The 20,226-nt window shown below is 64.1% G+C and carries 19 protein-coding genes; 7 read left to right on the top strand and 12 right to left on the bottom strand.

The genetic code is table 11. The features are described 5' to 3' along the window. Window positions 1–140: 140 nt before the first annotated feature. The 3 genes from yidC to KB554_RS07055 are packed head-to-tail and all read right to left on the bottom strand — an operon-like array spanning window position 141 to window position 6,003. Window positions 141–2,072 carry a membrane protein insertase YidC gene (gene yidC, locus KB554_RS07065; protein ID WP_211035352.1) on the bottom strand — a complete coding sequence of 644 codons (1,932 nt, stop codon included), beginning with the start codon at window positions 2,070–2,072 and terminating at the stop codon, window positions 141–143. Between the two features lie 58 nt (window positions 2,073–2,130). Beyond that, window positions 2,131–3,753, bottom strand: coding sequence for a CTP synthase (locus KB554_RS07060; RefSeq protein WP_211035351.1), 1,623 nt, complete (start codon window positions 3,751–3,753; stop codon window positions 2,131–2,133). Between the two features lie 45 nt (window positions 3,754–3,798). After that, window positions 3,799–6,003 carry a DUF349 domain-containing protein gene (locus KB554_RS07055; protein WP_211035350.1) on the bottom strand — a complete coding sequence of 735 codons (2,205 nt, stop codon included), beginning with the start codon at window positions 6,001–6,003 and terminating at the stop codon, window positions 3,799–3,801. A gap of 164 nt (window positions 6,004–6,167) precedes the next feature. Here KB554_RS07055 and KB554_RS07050 point away from each other — a divergent pair, with 164 nt between their 5' ends. From KB554_RS07050 to buk, 5 genes are all read left to right on the top strand, one after another. Beyond that, on the top strand, window positions 6,168–6,845 hold the full coding sequence (locus KB554_RS07050) for a response regulator transcription factor (RefSeq protein ID WP_141427757.1): 678 nt from the start codon (window positions 6,168–6,170) through the stop codon (window positions 6,843–6,845). Between the two features lie 240 nt (window positions 6,846–7,085). Then, window positions 7,086–7,457 (top strand): fluoride efflux transporter CrcB, encoded by a 372-nt coding sequence (crcB, locus tag KB554_RS07045; RefSeq protein WP_141427758.1) that lies wholly within the window; start codon window positions 7,086–7,088, stop codon window positions 7,455–7,457. Between the two features lie 23 nt (window positions 7,458–7,480). Next, a complete protein-coding gene (locus tag KB554_RS07040; protein ID WP_211035349.1) occupies window positions 7,481–8,683 on the top strand; it encodes an acetate kinase in 1,203 nt (400 codons plus the stop codon). Between the two features lie 37 nt (window positions 8,684–8,720). Further along, window positions 8,721–9,626 (top strand): phosphate acyltransferase, encoded by a 906-nt coding sequence (locus KB554_RS07035; RefSeq protein WP_141427760.1) that lies wholly within the window; start codon window positions 8,721–8,723, stop codon window positions 9,624–9,626. A 40-nt stretch (window positions 9,627–9,666) separates the two neighbouring features. After that, a complete protein-coding gene (gene buk, locus KB554_RS07030; protein WP_141427761.1) occupies window positions 9,667–10,734 on the top strand; it encodes a butyrate kinase in 1,068 nt (355 codons plus the stop codon). Between the two features lie 62 nt (window positions 10,735–10,796). On the opposite strand, the gene KB554_RS07025 is transcribed toward buk, so the two are convergent. The 3 genes from KB554_RS07025 to aroQ all read right to left on the bottom strand — a co-directional run bounded on the left by KB554_RS07025 (window position 10,797) and on the right by aroQ (window position 14,254). Continuing rightward, on the bottom strand, window positions 10,797–12,245 hold the full coding sequence (locus KB554_RS07025) for a lipopolysaccharide biosynthesis protein (protein WP_141427762.1): 1,449 nt from the start codon (window positions 12,243–12,245) through the stop codon (window positions 10,797–10,799). 12 nt (window positions 12,246–12,257) lie between these two features. Continuing rightward, window positions 12,258–13,727 (bottom strand): pyruvate kinase, encoded by a 1,470-nt coding sequence (pyk, locus tag KB554_RS07020; protein WP_211035348.1) that lies wholly within the window; start codon window positions 13,725–13,727, stop codon window positions 12,258–12,260. Window positions 13,728–13,822: 95 nt separating this feature from the next. Beyond that, window positions 13,823–14,254, bottom strand: a complete 432-nt coding sequence (gene aroQ / locus KB554_RS07015; RefSeq protein ID WP_141427764.1) for a type II 3-dehydroquinate dehydratase — start codon at window positions 14,252–14,254, stop codon at window positions 13,823–13,825. 112 nt (window positions 14,255–14,366) lie between these two features. On the opposite strand from aroQ, the gene thiL reads away from it, so the two are divergent. Then, a complete protein-coding gene (gene thiL / locus KB554_RS07010; RefSeq protein ID WP_211035347.1) occupies window positions 14,367–15,305 on the top strand; it encodes a thiamine-phosphate kinase in 939 nt (312 codons plus the stop codon). A gap of 189 nt (window positions 15,306–15,494) precedes the next feature. Here the strand turns inward: thiL and KB554_RS07005 are convergent, their stop codons facing one another. The 3 genes from KB554_RS07005 to hpt are packed head-to-tail and all read right to left on the bottom strand — an operon-like array spanning window position 15,495 to window position 16,955. Further along, window positions 15,495–15,770 (bottom strand): septum formation initiator family protein, encoded by a 276-nt coding sequence (locus tag KB554_RS07005; RefSeq protein WP_141427766.1) that lies wholly within the window; start codon window positions 15,768–15,770, stop codon window positions 15,495–15,497. Between the two features lie 7 nt (window positions 15,771–15,777). Beyond that, entirely contained in the window at window positions 15,778–16,413 is a 636-nt protein-coding gene (locus KB554_RS07000; protein ID WP_211035346.1) for a 7-carboxy-7-deazaguanine synthase QueE, read from the bottom strand. Further along, window positions 16,413–16,955 (bottom strand): hypoxanthine phosphoribosyltransferase, encoded by a 543-nt coding sequence (gene hpt, locus KB554_RS06995; protein WP_141427768.1) that lies wholly within the window; start codon window positions 16,953–16,955, stop codon window positions 16,413–16,415. Before hpt ends, KB554_RS07000 begins: the two co-directional genes overlap by 1 nt. An 87-nt stretch (window positions 16,956–17,042) precedes the next feature. On the opposite strand from hpt, the gene KB554_RS06990 reads away from it, so the two are divergent. After that, entirely contained in the window at window positions 17,043–18,200 is a 1,158-nt protein-coding gene (locus tag KB554_RS06990) for a sialidase family protein (RefSeq protein ID WP_211035344.1), read from the top strand. A 117-nt stretch (window positions 18,201–18,317) separates the two neighbouring features. Here the strand turns inward: KB554_RS06990 and rsxA are convergent, their stop codons facing one another. Genes rsxA through KB554_RS06975 form a run of 3 tightly spaced genes read right to left on the bottom strand, consistent with a single transcriptional unit; the run spans window position 18,318 to window position 20,215 of the window. After that, entirely contained in the window at window positions 18,318–18,896 is a 579-nt protein-coding gene (gene rsxA, locus KB554_RS06985; protein ID WP_141427770.1) for an electron transport complex subunit RsxA, read from the bottom strand. 4 nt (window positions 18,897–18,900) lie between these two features. Beyond that, the gene (locus KB554_RS06980) at window positions 18,901–19,485 is read right to left on the bottom strand and encodes an electron transport complex subunit E (RefSeq protein WP_141427771.1); all 585 of its coding nucleotides are present in this window, start codon (window positions 19,483–19,485) and stop codon (window positions 18,901–18,903) included. Further along, window positions 19,478–20,215, bottom strand: a complete 738-nt coding sequence (locus tag KB554_RS06975; RefSeq protein ID WP_232522920.1) for an RnfABCDGE type electron transport complex subunit G — start codon at window positions 20,213–20,215, stop codon at window positions 19,478–19,480. Before KB554_RS06975 ends, KB554_RS06980 begins: the two co-directional genes overlap by 8 nt. Window positions 20,216–20,226: the final 11 nt, after the last annotated feature.

Here is a 20,226-nt window from a genome sequence, read left to right as displayed (position 1 = left end):
GACATGTCCCGCCCGGAACGGACCGTCCCCCTTCCGAAACACTCCGGCCCGAAACGCCCCGGCCCGAAACGAAACGCCCCCGTCGCAATCGTTGCGACGGGGGCGTTATCCCTATGCGGAACGGGAAGGTTCCGCAAATCCTATTTCTTCGAATTCTTCGCGCGCTGCATGGCTTCCTGCTGGCGCATCAGCTCTTCGTAGCGCTGCTGGAACTTCGACTTCCGGCCTTTCGATTTCCGCGCGGCGTTGGCCTGCATGATGGCCTGAATCTTCGAATCGTCCACCATGCGCCGGATCACGAGCGTCTGGCCGATGGTGAGCAGGTTCGACAGCAGGTAGTAGTAGCACAGACCGCTGGCGTAGCTGTTGAACCACAGGAGCAGCATGACGGGCATCATATAGACCATCATGAATTTCATGCCGGCCATCTGGGGCTGCGCCGAAGCCGTCTGCTGGTAGTTATAATACGAATAGACGAACATCGACAGGGCCATCAGCAGCGCGAACAGGCTCACGTGGTCGCCGTAGAACGGAATCGAGAAGGGCAGGTTCAGCACGCTGTCGTACGACGACAGGTCGTCGGCCCAGAGGAACGACTGGTCGCGCAGCTCGATCGACGCCGGGAAGAACCGGAACACGGCGATCAGAATCGGCATCTGGATCAGCAGCGGAATGCAGCCGCCCATCGGGTTGATCCCGGCCTTTTTGTAGAGCTCCATCGTCGCCTGCTGGCGCTTCATGGCATCCTCCTGCTTGGGGTACTTCTTCGCCAGCTCATCGACCTGCGGCTTGATCAGCCGCATCTTGGCCATCGAAACGTAACTCTTGTAGGTCAGCGGCGAGATCACCAGCCGGATCAGCACGGCCAGGATCAGGATGACGATGCCGAAGCTCGGAATGTAGTTGCGCAGGAAGTCGAAGACCGGAATCACGCACCAGCGGTTCACCCAGCCGAAGATGCCCCAGCCGAGCGGAATCAGACGCTCCATGTGCAGGTCGTCCCCCTCCGAAAGGCTCACCTTCTTGAGGATCGAGTACTTGTTGGGGCCGAAGTAGAAGGCGAAATCATACCCTTCGGTCTGCGGCGTGTAGGGCACGGTCATCCGCGCCGTGAAATCCTTCACGTAGCCCGAACCGGGATGCGCCGTCGAGAAGCCCAGATCGGCATACGAGACGTTCTCCGGGGCGATGAACACCGACGAGAAGAACTGCTGCTTGAAGGCCACCCAGTTGAGCGACGAGGTCACCTCCTTCGACTTCTCCTCCTCGCTCATGCCCAGCTCCTCGACCGACTTCTCGCCCGGGAAACGGTAGGCCACCGTGGTATACATGTTCTCGTTCTTGAAGCCCTTCTCGTTCTGGTAGGAGGTGTTCGACCAGTCGATCTGTATCTGGGTCTGGTTGGCCATCTCGCGGGCCATGTTCACCAGCCGGACGTCGAACCCCACCAGATAGTCGCGCTCGGGCGACGCCGTGTCGTAGATCGTATAGCGGTACTCGAGGCTCGCATCCCCCGACACCGGGAGGCGCATGACGACCACCTGTTCGCCCTCCGGGCCTTCGGCGACCGGCTCGGCCTCGAAAACGTAGTCGAGCGTATTGACATCGACGTTGCGCAGGCCGTTCTTCACGTAGAAGGTCATGCCGAAACGCGCCGTGGCGGGGTCCATCATCTCGACCGGACGGCCCTCCTCGCCGCGGGGGGCATAGCGCTTGTAATCCTTCAGCGTCACGCCCGTCACCTGGCCGCCGCGCGTCGAGAAACGCACCGCCATCACGTCGTTCTCCACCGTGAACTCCTCCGCTTCGGCCTCACGGGCCGCAGCGAGCGTCGCGCCCAGCGCCTCCACCTGACGTTCGCGCACGGCGGCGGCCGCCACCGAATCCGCCGCGGCAACCGCCTCTCCGGCGGCGGGCGCCGTCACGGCCGCGGCCGCGGCCAGCGAATCCTGATAGGCCTGCCACCGGGCCATCTCCTGCTGGTATTTCTCCTGTTCCTTCGTATTCATATAGGCGAAGCCCAAAAAGAGCACCGCCACTACGGCAATTCCGATAATTGATTTTTTATCCATCTAACCAAATAAAATCGCTCTTCGTTGTCCTGCTTTTTGTTTTCCGGTCTCCGGGCCGCTATTTCCGCTCCTCCGCACAGGCGAGCGCGGCCTTCACGAAGGCCACGAACAGCGGCGAGGGACTCAGCACGGTGCTCTTGTACTCGGGGTGGTACTGCGTACCCACGAACCACGGGTGGTTCTCGATCTCGACGACCTCCACCAGATTCGTGTCGGGATTGACACCCACGGCCTTCATCCCGGCCGCCTCGAACTGCGCGAGGTAGTCGTTGTTGAACTCGTAACGGTGGCGGTGGCGCTCCGAAATGTTGAGCCGGCCATAGGCCGCGGCCACCTTCGACCCCTTGCGGAGCGTACAGGGATAGGCCCCCAGACGCATCGTGCCGCCCTTGGCCGTGATACCCTTCTGCTCCTCCATCAGGTCGATCACCGGATGGGGCGTCTGCTCCATTTCGCTCGAATTGGCGTCGGCGATTCCCAGCACGTTGCGGGCGAACTCGATCACGGCGCACTGCATGCCGAGGCAGATGCCGAGGAACGGGATGCCGTTCTCGCGTGCGAAACGCACGGCCTCGATCTTGCCCTCGATGCCGCGGTTTCCGAATCCGGGAGCCACCAGGATCCCGGCCATCCGGCCCAACTGCGCGGCCACGTTCGACGCGTCGATCTTCTCCGAGTTCACGTAGCGCAGCTTCACCTTGCAGTCGTTCACCGCCCCGGCGTGCACGAACGATTCGCAGATCGACTTGTAGGCGTCGGGCAGCTCGGTGTATTTGCCCACCAGCGCGATCTCGATCGTCTTCGCCGGATGCTTGATCTTCTCGACCAGCGCCGTCCAGGCGGCCATGTCCGGCTCCTTGTCGGCCGGCAGGTCCAGCTTGGCGAGCACCACTTCGTCCAGATGCTGCTCATGCATCTTCATCGGCACTTCGTAGATCGTCGGCACGTCGATCGACTCCATCACGGCGTTGGCGTCCACGTTGCAGAACAGCGCCACCTTGCGCTTGATGCCCTGCGTCAGCGGATGCTCCGTGCGCAGCACCAGAATATCGGGCTGCAATCCGTTCTCCAGCAGCGCCTTCACGGAGTGCTGCGTGGGCTTGGTCTTCAGTTCGCCCGACGCGGCCATGTAGGGGATGAGCGTCAGGTGCACCAGCGCCGTGTTCCTGTACCCGAGCGAATAGCGCAACTGGCGCACCGACTCGATGAAGGGCAGCGATTCGATGTCGCCCACCGTACCTCCGATCTCGGTGATAATCACGTCGTATTTCTTGGTCTGCCCCAGCAGCTGAATGCGCCGCTTGATCTCGTCGGTGATGTGCGGAATGACCTGCACGGTCTTGCCCAGGTACTCACCCTTGCGCTCCTTCTCGATGACGCTCTTGTAGATCTTGCCCGTTGTGACGTTGTTGGCTTTCGACGTGGGGTGGTTCGTAAAGCGCTCGTAGTGGCCCAGGTCGAGGTCCGTCTCGGCGCCGTCCTCCGTCACGTAGCACTCGCCGTGCTCGTAGGGATTCAGCGTTCCCGGATCGACGTTGATGTAGGGGTCGAGCTTCTGGATGGTCACCGAATAGCCGCGCGCCTGCAACAGCCGTGCGATCGAAGCCGAAATGATACCCTTGCCGAGCGACGACGCCACGCCGCCCGTCACGAATATGTACTTGGGTTTGGAGAGTTTCATGCTGTACTCTTAAAATATTTTAGTATCTGTCTTTTCCTGATGCCGTCAGGCCTTCTCCTGCCCGCCGGCGTCGCTCTCCGCCTGCCGGTCGATCAGTTTCACCTTCTCGATCGTGGCGGCCAGCTCCTCGCGGGCCCGGTCGATCTTCGCCCGCACCTCGGCGATCAGCGCTTCGGCGTTCTTCGACTTGGCGAAGAAGCCCACGTTGTTCTCCAGCAGGGCGATCTCCTGCTCGATCTGCCGCACCTTGTTGTAAAGGCGCTCGCGCTCCGAGCGCAGGCGGCGGTCCCCCGAGGCCTTCAGCGAGGAGACCTTCTCGCGGAAACGGGTCATCGAACGGTCGCGCTCCGAGCCGCGCAGCGTCGCGAACAGCTCATCGACGGCCGCCTTGTAGCGCTTCTGCACCGCCTCCTTCTGGCGGATGGGCACGAATCCGATCTCGCCCCAGCGGCGCTGGAAATCCCGGATCACCTCGTAGCCGCCGGCCCTGACGTCCGCCGCGGCCATCTCGTCGAGCAGCGCCAGCTTGCGGCGCAGGTTCTCCTCGTGCTCGCCGTCCACGCCGGCGAAATGCGCGCTCTTGCGCTCGAAGAAGCGGTCGCATGCCGCGCGGAAACGTTTCCACACGGCATCGGAATGCCGGCGCGACACAGCGCCGATCTGTTTCCAGCGGGCCTGCAAGGCGATCAGCTCGTCGGTGGCCTTCTTCCACTCCTCGCTCTGCATCAGCGACTCGGCAGCCTCGCACAGCTCGGTCTTGAGCTGCAAGTTGTGCTCCATCTCGGCCTTCACCCCGGCATAGAACTGCCGCTTGGCCTCGAAGAAGCGGTCGCACGCCGCACGGAACCGTTCGTAAATGCGGTTGTTATCCTTTTTCGGGGCGAACCCGATCGTCTTCCATGTCTTCTGTATCTCGAGCAGCCGGTCGCTCGCCCGGTTCCACTCCTTGCGCGCGGTGAAAGGCTGCGCGGCCAGCTCCTCCGTGGCTTCGCACAGCCCGGTCTTCAGCTCGAGGTTCCTGACCTGCTCGGCCTTCAGCGCCTCGAAATGCTCCTGATGCTGCTTGTTGATGCGGCTCGAAGCGGCCTTGAACCGCTCCCACAGCGCCTCCTTGTATTCGTTGGCCACGGGACCCGTCTCGCGCCATTCGTCGTGGAGCTTCTGCAACTTGTGGAACGCCTCCACCACCGACGGCTCCAGCACCAGCGCCTCGGCCTGCTCGCAGAGGGCGAGTTTCTGCTCGTAGTTCTTCTTCAGGTCCAGGTCGCGCAGCTCCTTGTTGATCTTGATGAAGTTGTAGAAATTCTCGACATGCAGGTTGTAGGTCTCCCACAGGTCCTTGACATGCTGCTGGGGCACGATGCCCGTCTCCTTCCAGCGCTGCTGCAACTCGCGGAATTTCGTGAAGGTATGGTTCAGCGTCTCGTCCGAATCGACCAGCTCCTTGAGCTCCTCGATGATCCCGAGTTTCGTCGCGAGGTTCTTCTCCTTTTCGGCCTCCAGTCCGGCGATGAACTCGTCGCGGCGGCGGCGGTACTCCCTGAACAGCTCCTTGAGCTGCACCTCGGCGCCGTCCACGGCGGGCGAGAACTCCTCCTCGGCGCCCCCCTCCTCAATGAAGCGGCGGCGCGCAGCCTCCACCTCGGCGCGGCGCAGCCGGTAGAAGGCGATCTTCAGCGCCTCCACGTCGCGCCGCAACGCCTGCACGGGCTGCTCCCCGAGCATCTTCCCGAACAAGGCCACCAGCTCCTCCTTGCTCTTTCCGACGAAACGGTCCTCGGCCGCGGGAGCCTCCGCCGCCAGCCGTTCGGCGGCCTCCTCCTCGGCCGTGGCCTCGTCCAGTTCGAGCCCGGCGCTCCGGGCCGCCAGCGCGGCGTCCTCGTCCGAAAAGTCCACCTGCACCTCCTCGGGCGCATCCTCCTCCTGCGGGGCTTCCACGGGCTCCGCCGCCGCCCTGATGCGGGCGCGGCGCGGACGCGGCGCATCCTCCTGCCGCACGGCCTCCCCGGCGGGAACCTCTCCGGCGACCTCTTCGGCGGCAGTCTCCGTCACGGAATCTCCGGCAGCGGTCTCCCCGGCGGCATCCGTCCCGGATTCTGCGCCGGCGGCCTCCGCGACAGGGGGTTCCGCCGCAGCGGGCATTTCGGGATCGGCGACGCCGTCGGTCGCCTCGCAGGCAGCGATCACATCTTCAGCCGCAGGGCTGATTTGCTCCTCGGAAGCAGGAAGGTTCGGTTTTTCAGTAGCCATTTCAGTACGCGTTTTCTTGCCCGCCGCGAAGCGGGAGTACATAAATCCCGCAAATATACTTATTTTTCCCGGTACGCCGAAGGTTTTAGCGGGAAATTTGCTATCTTCGCGGAAAGATAATCCGGGCCTCCGTCCGAAGGACGCCCCCATCGGAAAACCGACACATGAGCCATCGCATCCTGCTGGTGGACGACGAGGTGGACATCCTCGAATTCGTCCGTTACAACCTCGTCCGCGAAGGGTACGAGGTCTATACGGCCCAGAACGGCGCCGAAGCGCTGCAACGGGCCGCCGCCTGCCGTCCGCACCTGATTCTGCTGGATATGATGATGCCCGTGATGGACGGCGTGGAGACCTGCCGCGCCATCCGCCGCGACCCCCGGCTGCGCGACACGATGATCGTCTTCCTCTCGGCACTGGGCGAAGAGGAGCAGCAGCTCGCCGGCTTCGGCGTCGGAGCCGACGACTACCTCACCAAACCGATCAAGATGAAGCTGCTCGTAAGCCGCGTGCAGGCCATTCTCAAACGCATCGACGCCGACGACACCCCCGCCGCGCCGGACGGCGCGCAGACAGGAATCACGGTGGACCGCGAACGCCACACGGTGCTCTGCGACGGCCGCGAAATCACCCTGCCGCGCAAGGAGTTCGCCCTGCTGGAGCTGCTCTGCGCCGCCCCGGGAAGGCTCGTTTCGCGCGAGGAGATCTACGCCCGGATCTGGGGCTCGGAGGTGGTCGTGGGCGACCGTACGATCGACGTGCATATCCGCAAGCTCCGCCAGAAGATCGGCGAGCGGCGCATCGTCACGGTCAAGGGCATGGGTTACAAATACGAGCCGTAATCCCGCCGCACCCGGGAAACCGTCCCCGGAAGCGCACCGGCAATATCCCGCCCGGGCCGTCCCGAAGCCCCTGCCCGGAACCGTATCCGCTCCCCGCAGCCGGTCCCGCGCGGCCTCCGATTCTCCGACGCCGCGCCCATTCCGACAAAATTCCCGAAAAATTCGGCAGGCATCATAACAATCCGTAATCATTTTTTATCTAAATTTGCATATTCGCAGAAATATACATATATTTAACTTATGATTCGTGAACTCATCGCCGTAGGAATCGGGGGCGCCGCCGGAAGCGCCGCCCGCTACGCGATCTCCTGCTGGATGCTGGCCGGGCACACGCTGCTGGGCTTTCCCGCTGGGACGTTCGCCGTCAATGCCGCGGGGTCGCTGCTGATCGGCATTCTGCTCGAAAGCCTTTCGTCCGCCGCGGCCGGATGGCTGCTCGTCACGGGGTTCTGCGGCGGGTTCACCACCTTTTCGACCTTTTCGGCCGACGCCGTCCGCCTGCTCCGCGCCGGGGACTACGGCCCCGCCGCCGCATACATCGTCCTGAGCGCCGCGGTCTGCATCGCGTTCGCCGCGCTGGGCATGTGGATCGGCCACCTGTCACGCAATTAACTCAAAAAACCGCATAGAGAAAAATGGTAATTCTGGTACTGAACTGCGGCTCGTCGTCGATCAAATATCAGGTCATCGACATGGAGGCCGCCTCGAGCAAAGTGCTCGCAAAGGGAATCGTGGAACGCATCGGACTGGCCGAGGGCGATCTGGTGCACAAACCCGTCGGCAAGGAGCGGTTCGAACTGCGGCAGCCGATTCCCGACCACACGACCGGCATCCGTCTGGTGCTCGACGCCCTGACGGATCCTGCGCACGGCGTGATCCGCTCGCTGGACGAGGTGAAGGCCGTCGGCCACCGCGTCGCCCACGGCGGCGAATTTTTCCCCGAAAGCTGCCTGGTCACCGAGGAGGTCAAGGAGAAGATCCGCTCGCTGTTCGAGATCGCCCCGCTGCACAACCCCGCCAACCTCGAGGGCGTGCTCTCGATCGAGAAGGTGCTGCCGGGCGTGCCGCAGGTCACGGTCTTCGACACGTCGTTCCACCAGACCATCCCGGCCGTCAATTACATGTACGCCCTGCCCCACGCCTACTACGACAAGTACCGCGTGCGCAAATACGGTTTCCACGGCACGAGCCACCGCTACGTGGCCCGCGTGGGCGCCGAACTGGCCGGGCTGGACTTCCTCCGCTCGAAAATCATCACCTGCCACATCGGCAACGGCGCGTCGGTGACGGCCGTGCTCAACGGCAAGTCCTTCGATACGTCGATGGGCTTCTCGCCGCTCGACGGGCTGGTGATGGGCACGCGCTGCGGACAGGTGGACGCCAGCGCCGTCACCTACATCGGCGAAAAGGAGGGCATGTCCTACGCCGAGCTGAACGACATGATGAACAAGCGTTCGGGCGTGCTGGGGCTCACGGACCTCTCGAGCGACATGCGCGACATCGACCGCGCCTACGACGAGGGCGACCCGCGCGCGATTCTGGCCCGCGACATGCACTACGGCCGGATCAAGAAGTTCGTCGGACAGTACGCCGCCGAGATGGGCGGCGTCGATCTGATCGTCTTCACGGGCGGCGTGGGCGAGAACTCCGAGGAGATGCGCGAATCGGTCTGCTCGGGACTGGAGTTCATGGGCGTGAAGTTCGACCCTGCGGCCAACAAGGGCGCGCGCGGCGTGGACAAGCTGCTCTCGGCGCCCGACTCGCGCGTGAAGGTGGCCATGATCGCCACCGACGAAGAGCTGATGATCGCCACGGACACCTACAATCTGGTGAAATAAAACGCACACACGACAACAAATCAAACGACACAAAACTATGATTGAGCATCTTACGGAAATCGTCGAAGAGGCGAGAAAGAGAGGTAAAAAACGTCTTGCCGTAGCCTACGGGCAGGATTCGCATACGCTGGAGGCCGTCTATGAGGCCTACAAGGAGGGGCTGGTGGAGCCGACGCTCTACGGCGACAAGGCCACGATCGAACGGGTCTGCGAGGAGAACGGCCTCGACCTGAAGGCCTTCAACGTCGTGGACGAACCCAACGACGTGAAGTGCGTGCAGCAGGCCGTCGCCGCCGTGGTCGCCGGCAACGCCGACGTGCTGATGAAGGGGCTGGTCTCGACGGACAAGTACATGCGCGGCATCCTCAACAAGGAGGCCGGGCTGTTCCCCCCGAAAGGCGTGCTGAGCCACGTTTCGATCGTCGAGATGCCCTGCTACCACAAGCTGCTCGTCATTTCGGACGTCGCCGTGATTCCGCTGCCCGACTTCAAGCAGAAGACCGTGCAGATCGGCTACCTCGCCCGCACGGCCAACCTGCTGGGCATCAAGACGCCGAAGATCGCCTGCATCGCCCCCTCGGAGCAACTGCTCCCCAACGTCGTCTCCTCGACCGAAGGCGCGCTGCTGGCCAAGATGGCCGACCGCGGCCAGTTGGGCGACGTCGTCGTGGACGGTCCGCTGTCGCTCGACGTGGCGCTCTACAAGGAGGTGGCCGAACACAAGAAGGTACGGGGTTCGTCCGTCGCGGGCGATCCGGACTGCCTGCTCTTCCCCAATCTGGAGTCGGCCAACGTCTTCTTCAAGTCGGTGTCGCACCTCTGCGGCGGCGAACTCGCGGCCATGGTGATGGGCACGAAGGTTCCCTGCGTGCTCACCTCGCGCGGCGACACGAGCAAGACGAAACTCTACTCGATCGCCCTGGCCTGTCTGGCCGCCAGATAACCCCGAAACCGACCTGCTACTAACCTGAACCGAGAACTTTATGGGCTACAAAGTATTAGCGATAAATCCCGGCTCCACATCCACCAAGATCGCCCTCTACGACGACGAACGGCCCTTGCTGGAGGTGACCCTGCGCCACAAGACCGAAGAGATCGCGCAGTTTCCCGACATCATCAACCAGTTGGACTGGCGCCGGGGCCTGATCCTCACGGCGCTCCGCGAGAAGGAGTTCGACATCAAACAGCTCGCGGCCGTCATCGGCCGCGGCGGGCTGATCCGTCCGATCCCCGCGGGGGTTTACGAGGTCAATTCGCGGATGCGGTACGACCTGCGGAACGCCCAGATGAAGCACGCCTGCAACCTCGGAGGGCTGCTGGCGGCGCAGATCGCCCACATGGCGGGCGTGAAGGCCTACATAGCCGATCCGCCCGTGGTGGACGAGATGGACGACGCGGCCCGCATCACGGGCATGCCCATGTGCCCGCGCAAGCCGATCTTCCACGCCCTGAACCAGAAAGCCACGGCACGCCTGCACTGCGACCGCGCGGGACTGGTTTACGAACAGGCGAACCTGATCGTCGCCCACATGGGCGGCGGCATTTCGGTCGCGGCCCACAGGCAGGGCCGGATCGTGGACGTGAACAACGCCCTGGACGGCGACGGCCCCTTCGCCCCCGACCGCGCGGGAAGCATCCCCTCGAGCGAGCTCATCAAGGTCTGCTTCTCGGGGCAGTACACCCGCGAGGAGCTGCTCAAGTTCGTCTCCAGCAAGGGCGGCCTCGTGGCCTACCTGGGAACGAACTCCGTCATGGAGGTCATGGGACGCATCGCCGAGGGCGACCAGCGGGCGCAGAAGGTGCTCGACGCCATGTGCTACAACATCGCCAAACAGATCGGCGCCATGGCCGCTGCGCTTTCGGGACGGGTGGACGGGATCCTGCTCACGGGCGGCATCGCCTACAACGAGCCGGTCACCGACTACCTCCGCGACCGCTGCGGATTCATCGCCCCGGTCACGGTTTACCCCGGCGAGAACGAGCTGGAGGCATTGGTGGCCAACGCTCTCGTCGTCCTGCGGGGCTCCGTAGAGCCGAAGGTTTACGCATAGCGGCCGAATCTCCTTCCGGCGACGGTTCCGATACATTCATCCGAAACGAAAACAGGCTGTCCTCAACGGGCAGCCTGCTTTTTCAACAGGGAGACCACCTGCCGGAAAGCCTCCAGCCGGAAAAGCAGCGAAACGAGCAGGTAGCTCGCGCAGCCCGCCGCGACCTCCGCCGCGACCCGCAGCAGCGCGTGCCCGGGAGGCATCGCCGCAGCCGTCAGCCGCACCACGGCGTACATCGCCGCGGAAGCCAGCGCCACGGGCAGCATGGTCCGGAGGAACCGCCCGACGGAGAGCGTCGTGAAGCGCAGCGTGGCCCAGAAATTGACGGCCATTTCGCAAAAGGCGATGACGACCAGCCCCCACACCACGGCCATCACGCTGCAAGGGATCGTCACGGCGAACACGGCCGTCATGACGAGCTTCTTGAGCACTTCGAGCCGGACGATCAGCGGCCCCCGGCTTTTGATCTTCAGCACGTTGTAGGCGATCATCCCCACCGAGTAGAACATTCCGGCCAGACACACCACCTCGAAATAGGGAACCGTCGGCCGCCACTTGTCCGTCAGCAGCGCGTCGAACAGGTCGCGGGCCACGGCCGACAGCCCCAGCAGTGCGGGAAACATCACGTAGGCCATGACCATCATCACCTGCCGGTAGCTCTCGGCGAACTTCGGGGCGTCGTCCCCGATCTTCGCCAGCGCGGGAAAGGTGACGCTCTGCACGGACTGCACGGCGGCCGTCGTGGGCATGTCCTTGAGCTTGACGGCCTGTTCGAAGACGCCGAGCGTCGCCGCCGGATAGAGCCTGCCGAAGAAAAACTGCGGCAGCTTGTTGTAGAGAGTCGAGATCAGGTCGGTCGCCATGAGGCTCATGCTGAACGGAGCCATCTCGCGCAGGGGCGCGGCGCTGAACCGTCCCGAGGGATGCCAGTCGCTGAACCGCCACAACAGCGCGGCCCGCACGCCCATCGCCAGCAGCCGTTCGGCCACGAGGCTCCAGATGCCGCACCCGAGGGCAGCCAGCGCGACGGCGGCCAGTCCGCTCACGAAAGAGGAGAGGAAATTGACCTTCGAGAGCAGCGCGAAGCGGAACTGCCGCGTGAAGATGGCGTTCTGCACCGAGCAGAGCGACGAGAGGGGCAGCAGCAGCAGGAACACCGGCGCGATGCGGGCGATCTCCGGCATGCCGTAATAGCGCGCCGCAACGGGCGCCAGCAGCGCCAGCAGCACGTAGAGCGCCGACGAGAGGGCCATGTTGAAGACGAACACCGCCTTGTAGTCGCGCGGCCCGGGATCCCGGCGGCGTATCAGGTTCTGCGAAAAACCGCTGTCGGCCACCACCATCGCCACGGCCGCCACGGCCGAGGGGATGGCGAAGCAGCCGAAAATCCGGGGCTCCAGCAGGTTCAGGATCACCAGCCGCACGGCGGTCATCGAGAGCATCGACCCGATCTTCTCGGCCATGCTCCACGCCACGCCGCGGGCCACCTGCTCTCTGAGCTGCTCCTCCAAGCCCCGCTCCGTTTATTTGTGCGCCTCGATCTCCGCGTTGCGCCGGCGGATGTTGCGCACGCTGGCGAACTCGATGTACGACGCGCCTCCGTCGGGCCCGAAGCTGCCGCCCACGATGGCCAGCAGATCGTCGTCCGCGAGTTTACGGTACTGGTCGAGGAACTCCAGCGCGTCGATCAGGAAGTGGTACTTATCGCGCAACTCCTGATTGCGGAGAATCGGCACGACGCCGTACGAAAGCGCCAGGATGCGCTGCGCGTGAAGCTGGTAGCAGACGGCCATCACGGTCTTCCGGCCGCGGAACGCCGCCAGGTAACGCCCCGTGCGGCCCGTCTTGGTGTCGAGCACCACGTACTTCACCGGCAGGTTCGTCGAGGCGCGCACGGCCGAACGGGCCAACTGCGCCGTGATCTCGTGGTTCACCGAGACCATATCCATGTCGATCATCGGCTTGAAATGCGTCTCGTCGCGCTCGATCTCGCGGGCGATACGTGCCATCGTCTCCACGGCCTCCACCGGATAGTCGCCCATGGCCGTCTCGTCGCTCAGCATCACGGCGTCCACGCGCTCGTAGATCGCGCTGGCCACGTCGCTCACCTCGGCGCGCGTCGGACGGGGCGACTTGACCATCGAATAGAGCATCTGCGTGGCGATGATCACCGGACGTTTGGCGCAGATGCACTTCTCGACGATGCGCCGCTGCGCGTTGGGAATCGCCTCGGCCGGCAGCTCCACGCCCAGGTCGCCGCGCGCCACCATGATGCCGTACGACGCTTCGATGATCTCGTCGATATTGTCCAGCCCCTCCTGGTTCTCGATCTTCGAAATGATCTTGATCTGGCTGCCGTGGGCGTCCAGGATCTCCTGCACGGCCCGGATGTCGCGCGCCGAGCGCACGAACGAATGGGCTATGAAATCGACGTCGTGGCGCACGGCCCACTCGATGAAACGGCGGTCCTTCTCGGTCACCGACGGCAGATCGACCGAGACGCCCGGCACATTGACGCTCTTGCGCGAACGCATGGCGCCGCCCACGACGAACTCGCAGTCGAGCTCCGTGTCGTTCTTGCCCACGACACGTATCTCCAGCTCGCCGTCGGCGATGAGCATCCGCGCCCCCACGGGAATGTCGCGCACGATCGTCGGAACATTCATGTACACCACCTTGCGCGTGGTCATGTCCGAACCGTCCGACCCGCGCACGGCGACCCGGTCGCCCGCACGGAAATGGATGCTGTTGCCGTATTCGTCGGCGATCGTCGTCACGCGGATCTCCGGCCCCTTGGTGTCGATCATGATCGGAATGGCCGGATTGACCTTGTGCACGATCTCCACGATGCGCGTGGCGCCCTCCTCGGTCACATGGGCCGAATTGACGCGGATCACGTCCATCCCCGCATCGAAAAGCTCCTTCACGAACTCCTCCGTGCAGCGGAAATCCGACATGGTCGCAACGATCTTCGTTTTTTTCATTCTATACATAGGAAATATCGTTATTTTGTGTTTCTCTCAATCGTCCGGATTCTTACCCGTCCGTCCCGCGGGGCTGCCCCGCCCCGTCCGCTCCGCCGGAAAAGCTACCGCTTTCCGCAGCCTCCCAGCAGGGCCTCGGCGCCGAGACGGTAGGAGTCCAGCCCGAAACCCATGATCGACCCCTTCACGACGGGGGCCAGCAGCGACACGTGCCGGAACTCCTCGCGGGCGAGAATCGACGAGATATGCACCTCCACGACCGGAACCGACACCGCCGCCACGGCATCCCGCAGCGCCACCGAAGTATGCGTGTATCCCCCAGCATTGAGCACCACGCCGTCGTAGCGTCCCTCGGCCCGTTGCAGGGCGTCGATCAGCTCTCCCTCGACATTCGACTGGAAATACCCGAACTCCACGCCCTGAAAGCCGGCCCGGAGCCGTTCCAGAAACTCTTCGAAGGTCTCCGTGCCGTACACCTCCGGATCGCGCCGTCCCTGCAAATTGAGGTTCGGGCCGTTGAGAATCAATATCTTCATATCCGCATCGTTTGCTTCGTGCGCCGCAGCGGACCCCGGTCCGCCGTTCACGAGACAAAGATAGTGATAATTCCCGGAAAATTCGATACCTTTGTCCGACAGCTCCGCAACAATGACTGAATTCGGATTCATCGACTCGATCCGGCGGCTCTTCGCCGAACTCCCCGACAACGGCTTCGAGGGCATCGGCGACGACTGCGCCGTGCTGCCGCTCGGCGACGGAACGTCGCTGCTCTTCACCGCCGACCTGCTGACCGAGGGGGTACACTTCCTGCGGGCCGCGACCTCGGCCCGCGAACTGGGCCGCAAATCGCTGGCCGTCAACCTGAGCGACATCGCGGCGATGGGCGCCCGTCCCGTCGCCACGCTGCTCTCCCTGGCGCTCCCCGCCGATGCGGAGGATGCCTGGACCGCGGAGTTCATGGAGGGATACCGCGAGCTGTCGGCCCGCTACGGCGCGGCACTCGTCGGAGGCGACACGACCCGCTCGGCCGGGGGCATCACGATCAACGTCACGGCCATCGGCCGCGCCCCCGACGCACACGTCAAACGCCGCGACGCCGCCCGGGAGGGCGACATCGTCTTCGTCGCGGGCGAACTGGGGGCCTCGGGCGCCGGACTGCGGGACATTCTCGCCGGACGGTACGACACGCCGCTCGCCGCCGTGCACCGCAACCCGGAGCCGCAGGTCGGGGAGGGTGCATGGCTGGGCGCCCGAAGCGAGGTGCACGCCATGATGGACCTCTCGGACGGACTGGCTTCGGACCTCGGACACATCCTCGACCGTTCGTCGGCGGGTGCGGAGGTGGAGCTTTCGCTCATCCCCGTCGCCCCGGGGTCCGACCTGCGCACCGCCGCCTGCGGAGGCGAGGACTACAAGCTACTCCTCACCGCCGATCCGTCCGCCGCCGACCGCCTGGCCGCCGACTACCTCGCCCGCTTCGGCTCGCCGCTCTATCCGCTGGGCCGCATCACCGCCCGCCCGGGCCTCGTCTGGCTCCGCGACGGGCGTCCCGAGCCGCTCGACTGGCACGGCTTCGAACACTTCTGATTCCCGCACGGAAACGGCGTCCGCACCCCGGTCCTCCGAAACCGGCCCCCTGAAAAAAGAAAAACCGACGGGAATTTTCCCGCCGGAATCATTGAAACGCCCTGGCCGAAAACCGCGCCGCACGCCTTCATCCGCAAATCCGCCGGACGGACGGAAATCCGTCGGGAGAGGAGACGGAATGAACGCCCGCTACTCCTCGACGATATAGACGTGTTCGTCGCGCCGCTGCATGTGGTAATTCTCCCGGGCGTACTCCTCGAGGTAGTCGTCGTAACGCAACTGCTCGACGAGCGCGCTGTCCTGTGCGATCCGCTCCCGGTAGAACAGCTCCTCGCGCAGCAGGGCGTTGATCTGCCCCTTGATCTTCACGGCGTGCAGCGCATTGCGCCCCACCACGAAAAGCGTGAGCACCACGATGATCGCCGTCGCCGCGATCCAGAACTTCCGGCCCGGTCGGATTTTCATAGGCGGATCAGGGAATGCGCATGTACTTGTGCGTCTGGATGGAGATGTTCCACTCCGGACGGACCTTGACATACTCCACGATCGCGGGCATCACCCGTTCGGAGACGCTCCATTCGGGCTGGAGATACAGCCGGCAATGCCGTCCGACGCGCGCGGCGTTCCGCTCGGCCCACTCGAAATCGGCCTCCGATTCGACGATCACCTTCAGCTCGTGGGCCCTACCGTAGGCGTCGTCCAGCGGCGGCTGCCTGCGCTTGGGCGAAAGGCACACCCAGTCGAACACCCCGCTGAAGGGGTGCGAACCCGAGGTCTCCAGAAAGATTTCGAGCCCCCTCCGGCGCAACTCTCCGGTCAGGATTCCCAGCGGATAGATCAGCGGCTCGCCGCCGGTGATGACGATGGCCCGCGCGGCGCACGACGTGGCCCGGTCGATCACCGTCCCCACGTCGGTGGGCGGATAGAGCTTCGGATTCCACGTGTACTTGGCGTCGCACCAACTGCAACCCACGTCGCACCCGCCCAGACGGATGAAGTAGGCCGGCTTGCCGGCGTGGTAACCCTCGCCCTGGATCGTGTAGAAATCCTCGACGAGCGGCAACAGCCGCCCCCCGTCGAGCAACGCGTTATCGGTTCCTGCGGCCATCACTCCGTCACGACGTAAATATCCTTCAGGCTGCGGCCCAACTGGTCGTAGTCGAGCCCGTAACCCACGATGAACTCGTTGCCGATCTCCATCGCGCGGTACTTGATCGGCACCTGCTTGCGGTACGATCCCGGCTTGAAGAAGAGCGTGCACACCTCGACGCTGGCCGGACGGCGGGCTTGCAGGTCGCGCATCATGTGCTCGATCGACTCGCCCGTATCGACGATATCCTCCACGACGATCACGTGCCGCCCCTCGATCGAGCCGTTCAGTCCGATGAGGCTCTTCACCTCCCCCGTCGAGCTGGTTCCCTCGTAGGAGGCCAGCTTCACGAACGAAAGTTCGTTGTTGAAGTCGATCTTCTTGATCAGATCGCTCATGAACATGAACGACCCGTTCAGCACGCCCACGAACAGCGGCGTCGGGCAGCCGGCGTAATCCGCATTGATGCGGTCGGCCACGGCCGTCACCGCCTCGTCGATCTTCTCGGCGGGAATCATGATCTTGAACTTCTTGTCGTGAAGTTTTATGATGTCCTTCATCGCAATTCGGGATTTGTGTTTAATTTTGCAAAAATAACGAATCTCGGACAACATTGCCAACGTTTCACGCAAAATAATCGCAAAAAGATGAAAACCCCGCATCTGCGGCCGCTCGTCCTGCCGCTCGTCCTGCTCCTGGCGGCCTGCGCCGCCCGCCCCGAAGATCCCGTGCACACGACGCTTTTCCGCCCGGGCGACCACGGCTCGAAGTACTACCGCATCCCGGCGCTCGCCACGACCGCCGAGGGTACGCTGCTGGCCGTGGCCGACCGCCGCAACGACTCGCAGGGCGACCTGCCGAACGCCATCGACCTCGTCGTGCGCCGCAGTACCGACAACGGCCGCACGTGGAGCGACCAGATTCCGATCGCCCTGCACACCGCCGAGACCGGATACGGCGACGCCGCGCTGGTCACCGACCGCACCTCGGGCGACATACTCTGCATCTTCGCCTCGGGCTGCGGGCTCTGGGCCTCGACGGCCGAACACCCGCTCGACGTCAACGTTTCGCGCAGCCGCGACGACGGCCGCACGTGGAGCGCCCCGGAACGCATCACCCCGCAAATCTACGGCCCCGGCTGCAACAACCCCGCGGCGGACTCCCTCTCGGGACTTTTCGCCGCCTCGGGACGCGCCCTGCAACTCGCCGACGGCACGCTGCTGTTCGCCGCGGCCGCCCACCGGACGGGAACGAAATGGCCGCCGCTGTACAACTACGTCTGCCTCTCCGGGGACGCGGGCCGCACCTGGCGGCTGCTTCCCGCCGCAGCCTCCGACTGCGGCGACGAGGCCAAACTCGCGGAGCTGGCCGACGGCGGCTGGCTCATGAGCATCCGCAACCCCGACAAGGGCTGCCGCCGCTTCGCCGTTTCGCACGACCGGGGCGCGACATGGAGCCCCGTCGGCACGTGGTCCGACCTGCCCGATCCGGCCTGCAACGGCGACCTGCTGCGCTACTCGCTCCGCAGCGAAGGGGCCTCCCGCGACCGCCTGCTGCATTCGATTCCGGCCGACACGGCCGAGCGCCGCAACGTCTCCATCGCCCTGAGTTACGACGAGGGCCGGACATGGCCCGTCCGCAAAACCGTCTGGGAAGGCCCCGCGGGCTACTCCTCGCTCACACGGCTCGCCGACGGCGGAATCGGCCTGCTCACCGAGGTCGGCGACTGGGATTCGGGCTTCGAGATCCGCTTCACCCGCCTCTCCATCGACTGGCTCACCGACGGAGCGGACGACGGACGGTAAACGGACGGCGGCGGTTTCCCGGCATCCCGACGCCCCGATCCGTCCCCCCTCCGGCATGCAAACGCCCGGAGCTCTTTCGAAGAGCTCCGGGCGTCTTTTTCCCGTAAGGTTCCGCTGCTACACCAGCCCCGAGAAGCCCATGAAGGCCATGGCGAGGATGCTGGCCGTGATGAGCGCGATGGGAACGCCGCGGAACGCCGCGGGCACGTCCTCGAACTCGAGCCGTTCGCGGATACCCGCGAAGAGCACCAGCGCCAGGCCGAATCCCAAGGCCGTCGCGACGGAGTAGGTGACGCTTTGCAGGAGCGTGAACTCCTTCTGGATCATCAGAATCGCCACGCCCAGCACAGCGCAGTTCGTCGTGATGAGCGGCAGGAAGATACCCAGCGCCTGATAGAGCGACGGGGACATCTTCTTGAGAATGATTTCGACCATCTGCACCAGCGCGGCGATCACAAGGATAAAGACGATGGTCTGCATGTACTCGATACCCAGCGGCACGAGGATATAGGTCTGGATCGGCCAGGCCACCACGGCCGTCAGCGCCATGACGAACGTCACGGCCGCGCCCATGCCGAGCGACGTCTCGACCTTCGACGACACGCCCAGGAAGGGACAGATGCCGAGGAACTGCGCCAGCACGACGTTATTGACGAAGATGGCGCCGATGATGATTGCGAAATAGGATATCTCCATGACTCTACTTCTTGACTAATTTATTAAACAGGACCATCAGGTATCCGAGCGTGAGGAATCCGCCGGGAGCCAGCACGAACACCAGCGGCGTCAGGTCGGAAATGCCGAGATCGACCCCGAAGACGGCGCCGCTGCCCAGCACCTCGCGCACGGCTCCCATGACCGTGAGCGCCAGCGTGAAGCCCAGACCGATCCCTACGCCGTCGAGGATGGAATCCAGCGGCGAATTCTTCGATGCGAAAGCCTCGGCGCGTCCCAGAATGATGCAGTTCACCACGATCAGCGGGATGAAGACGCCCAGCGCGGCGTACAGCGCCGGCACGAAAGCCTCCATCAGCATCTGGATGATCGTCACGAACGAGGCGATCACCACGATAAAGGCCGGAATGCGGACCTTGTCCGGAATGATGTTCTTGATGAGCGAAATCACCAGATTCGACATGATCAGCACGGCGGTCGTCGCCAGCCCCATGCCCATGCCGTTCGCGGCCGACGTCGTCGTGCCGAGCGTGGGGCACATGCCCAGCACCAGCACGAACGTGGGATTGTTCCGGACAATCCCGCTCAAAACTATCTGCAACTTATTCATTATGACCTCCTTCCTGAATCTGCGATTCGTTGGTTCCTACAGTTCCGGACTCTTCCTTACCTTCCGGGGCGGCCTGTGCCGAGGCCTCTCCGGCCGCCGCGGCATCCCCGGCAGAGGCGGTCTGCGACGCCCCCGAAGCCACGTCCGAGGGCGCTTCGCCCGACGCCACGCTCCGGTAAGCCATCCACGCGCGGTTGATCGCATCGACATAGGCGCGCGAGGAGATCGTCGCCGCCGTCAGCGCATCCACGTCGCCGCCGTCCTTGCGAACGGCCAGTTTGCCGTCCACGAGTTTCTTCTCCTCCAGTTTCTGTCCTTTGACGCTCATCAGCAGCGGGTTGCCCTCGTCTGCCATCTTCGTGCCGAGGCCCGGCGTCTCGGACTGCTCCAGCACATTGACGTTCACCACTTCGCCTTCGGGCGTGAATCCCACCATCAGGCGCACCACGCCGCTGAAACCCTGTTTGGTCATCGTCTGCACGGCATAGCCCGCCACGGCGCCGCCCTTCGTGGCGGTATAGACCGTGATCGGCATTTCGTCGATCGTCAGCTCCTCGCTCGTCGTCCCGTCGAAAGGCGGGAGGACCTCCGTGAGCGCCGCCTTCGTCGCGGCCTGCTTGGCCTGCGCGATCGGCTCCGCCGTAATCATGTTCACGACGCCCACCCCGGCCGAAGCCACGAGGGTGATGCCGAAGAGCACGGCGGTCATGTTCAAAAGCGTACTTTTCATACCTCGCACCT

The sequence above is a fragment of the Alistipes sp. Marseille-P2263 genome (genome assembly GCF_018101075.1).
GTDB classification, from domain to species: Bacteria; Bacteroidota; Bacteroidia; order Bacteroidales; family Rikenellaceae; genus Alistipes; species Alistipes dispar.
The sequence above is the reverse complement of the archived record's forward strand: the minus strand, read 5'-3'. Positions and strand labels throughout refer to the sequence as shown.

What these genes read in the sequence shown, in the direction of transcription:
- yidC (WP_211035352.1), bottom strand. Translation starts at nt 2,072, where the DNA reads ATGGATAAAAAATCAATTATCGGAATTGCCGTAGTGGCGGTGCTCTTT.
- KB554_RS07060 (WP_211035351.1), bottom strand. Translation starts at nt 3,753, where the DNA reads ATGAAACTCTCCAAACCCAAGTACATATTCGTGACGGGCGGCGTGGCG.
- KB554_RS07055 (WP_211035350.1), bottom strand. Translation starts at nt 6,003, where the DNA reads ATGGCTACTGAAAAACCGAACCTTCCTGCTTCCGAGGAGCAAATCAGC.
- KB554_RS07050 (WP_141427757.1), top strand. Translation starts at nt 6,168, where the DNA reads ATGAGCCATCGCATCCTGCTGGTGGACGACGAGGTGGACATCCTCGAA.
- crcB (WP_141427758.1), top strand. Translation starts at nt 7,086, where the DNA reads ATGATTCGTGAACTCATCGCCGTAGGAATCGGGGGCGCCGCCGGAAGC.
- KB554_RS07040 (WP_211035349.1), top strand. Translation starts at nt 7,481, where the DNA reads ATGGTAATTCTGGTACTGAACTGCGGCTCGTCGTCGATCAAATATCAG.
- KB554_RS07035 (WP_141427760.1), top strand. Translation starts at nt 8,721, where the DNA reads ATGATTGAGCATCTTACGGAAATCGTCGAAGAGGCGAGAAAGAGAGGT.
- buk (WP_141427761.1), top strand. Translation starts at nt 9,667, where the DNA reads ATGGGCTACAAAGTATTAGCGATAAATCCCGGCTCCACATCCACCAAG.
- pyk (WP_211035348.1), bottom strand. Translation starts at nt 13,727, where the DNA reads ATGTATAGAATGAAAAAAACGAAGATCGTTGCGACCATGTCGGATTTC.
- aroQ (WP_141427764.1), bottom strand. Translation starts at nt 14,254, where the DNA reads ATGAAGATATTGATTCTCAACGGCCCGAACCTCAATTTGCAGGGACGG.
- thiL (WP_211035347.1), top strand. Translation starts at nt 14,367, where the DNA reads ATGACTGAATTCGGATTCATCGACTCGATCCGGCGGCTCTTCGCCGAA.
- KB554_RS07005 (WP_141427766.1), bottom strand. Translation starts at nt 15,770, where the DNA reads ATGAAAATCCGACCGGGCCGGAAGTTCTGGATCGCGGCGACGGCGATC.
- KB554_RS07000 (WP_211035346.1), bottom strand. Translation starts at nt 16,413, where the DNA reads ATGGCCGCAGGAACCGATAACGCGTTGCTCGACGGGGGGCGGCTGTTG.
- hpt (WP_141427768.1), bottom strand. Translation starts at nt 16,955, where the DNA reads ATGAAGGACATCATAAAACTTCACGACAAGAAGTTCAAGATCATGATT.
- KB554_RS06990 (WP_211035344.1), top strand. Translation starts at nt 17,043, where the DNA reads ATGAAAACCCCGCATCTGCGGCCGCTCGTCCTGCCGCTCGTCCTGCTC.
- rsxA (WP_141427770.1), bottom strand. Translation starts at nt 18,896, where the DNA reads ATGGAGATATCCTATTTCGCAATCATCATCGGCGCCATCTTCGTCAAT.
- KB554_RS06980 (WP_141427771.1), bottom strand. Translation starts at nt 19,485, where the DNA reads ATGAATAAGTTGCAGATAGTTTTGAGCGGGATTGTCCGGAACAATCCC.
- KB554_RS06975 (WP_232522920.1), bottom strand. Translation starts at nt 20,215, where the DNA reads ATGAAAAGTACGCTTTTGAACATGACCGCCGTGCTCTTCGGCATCACC.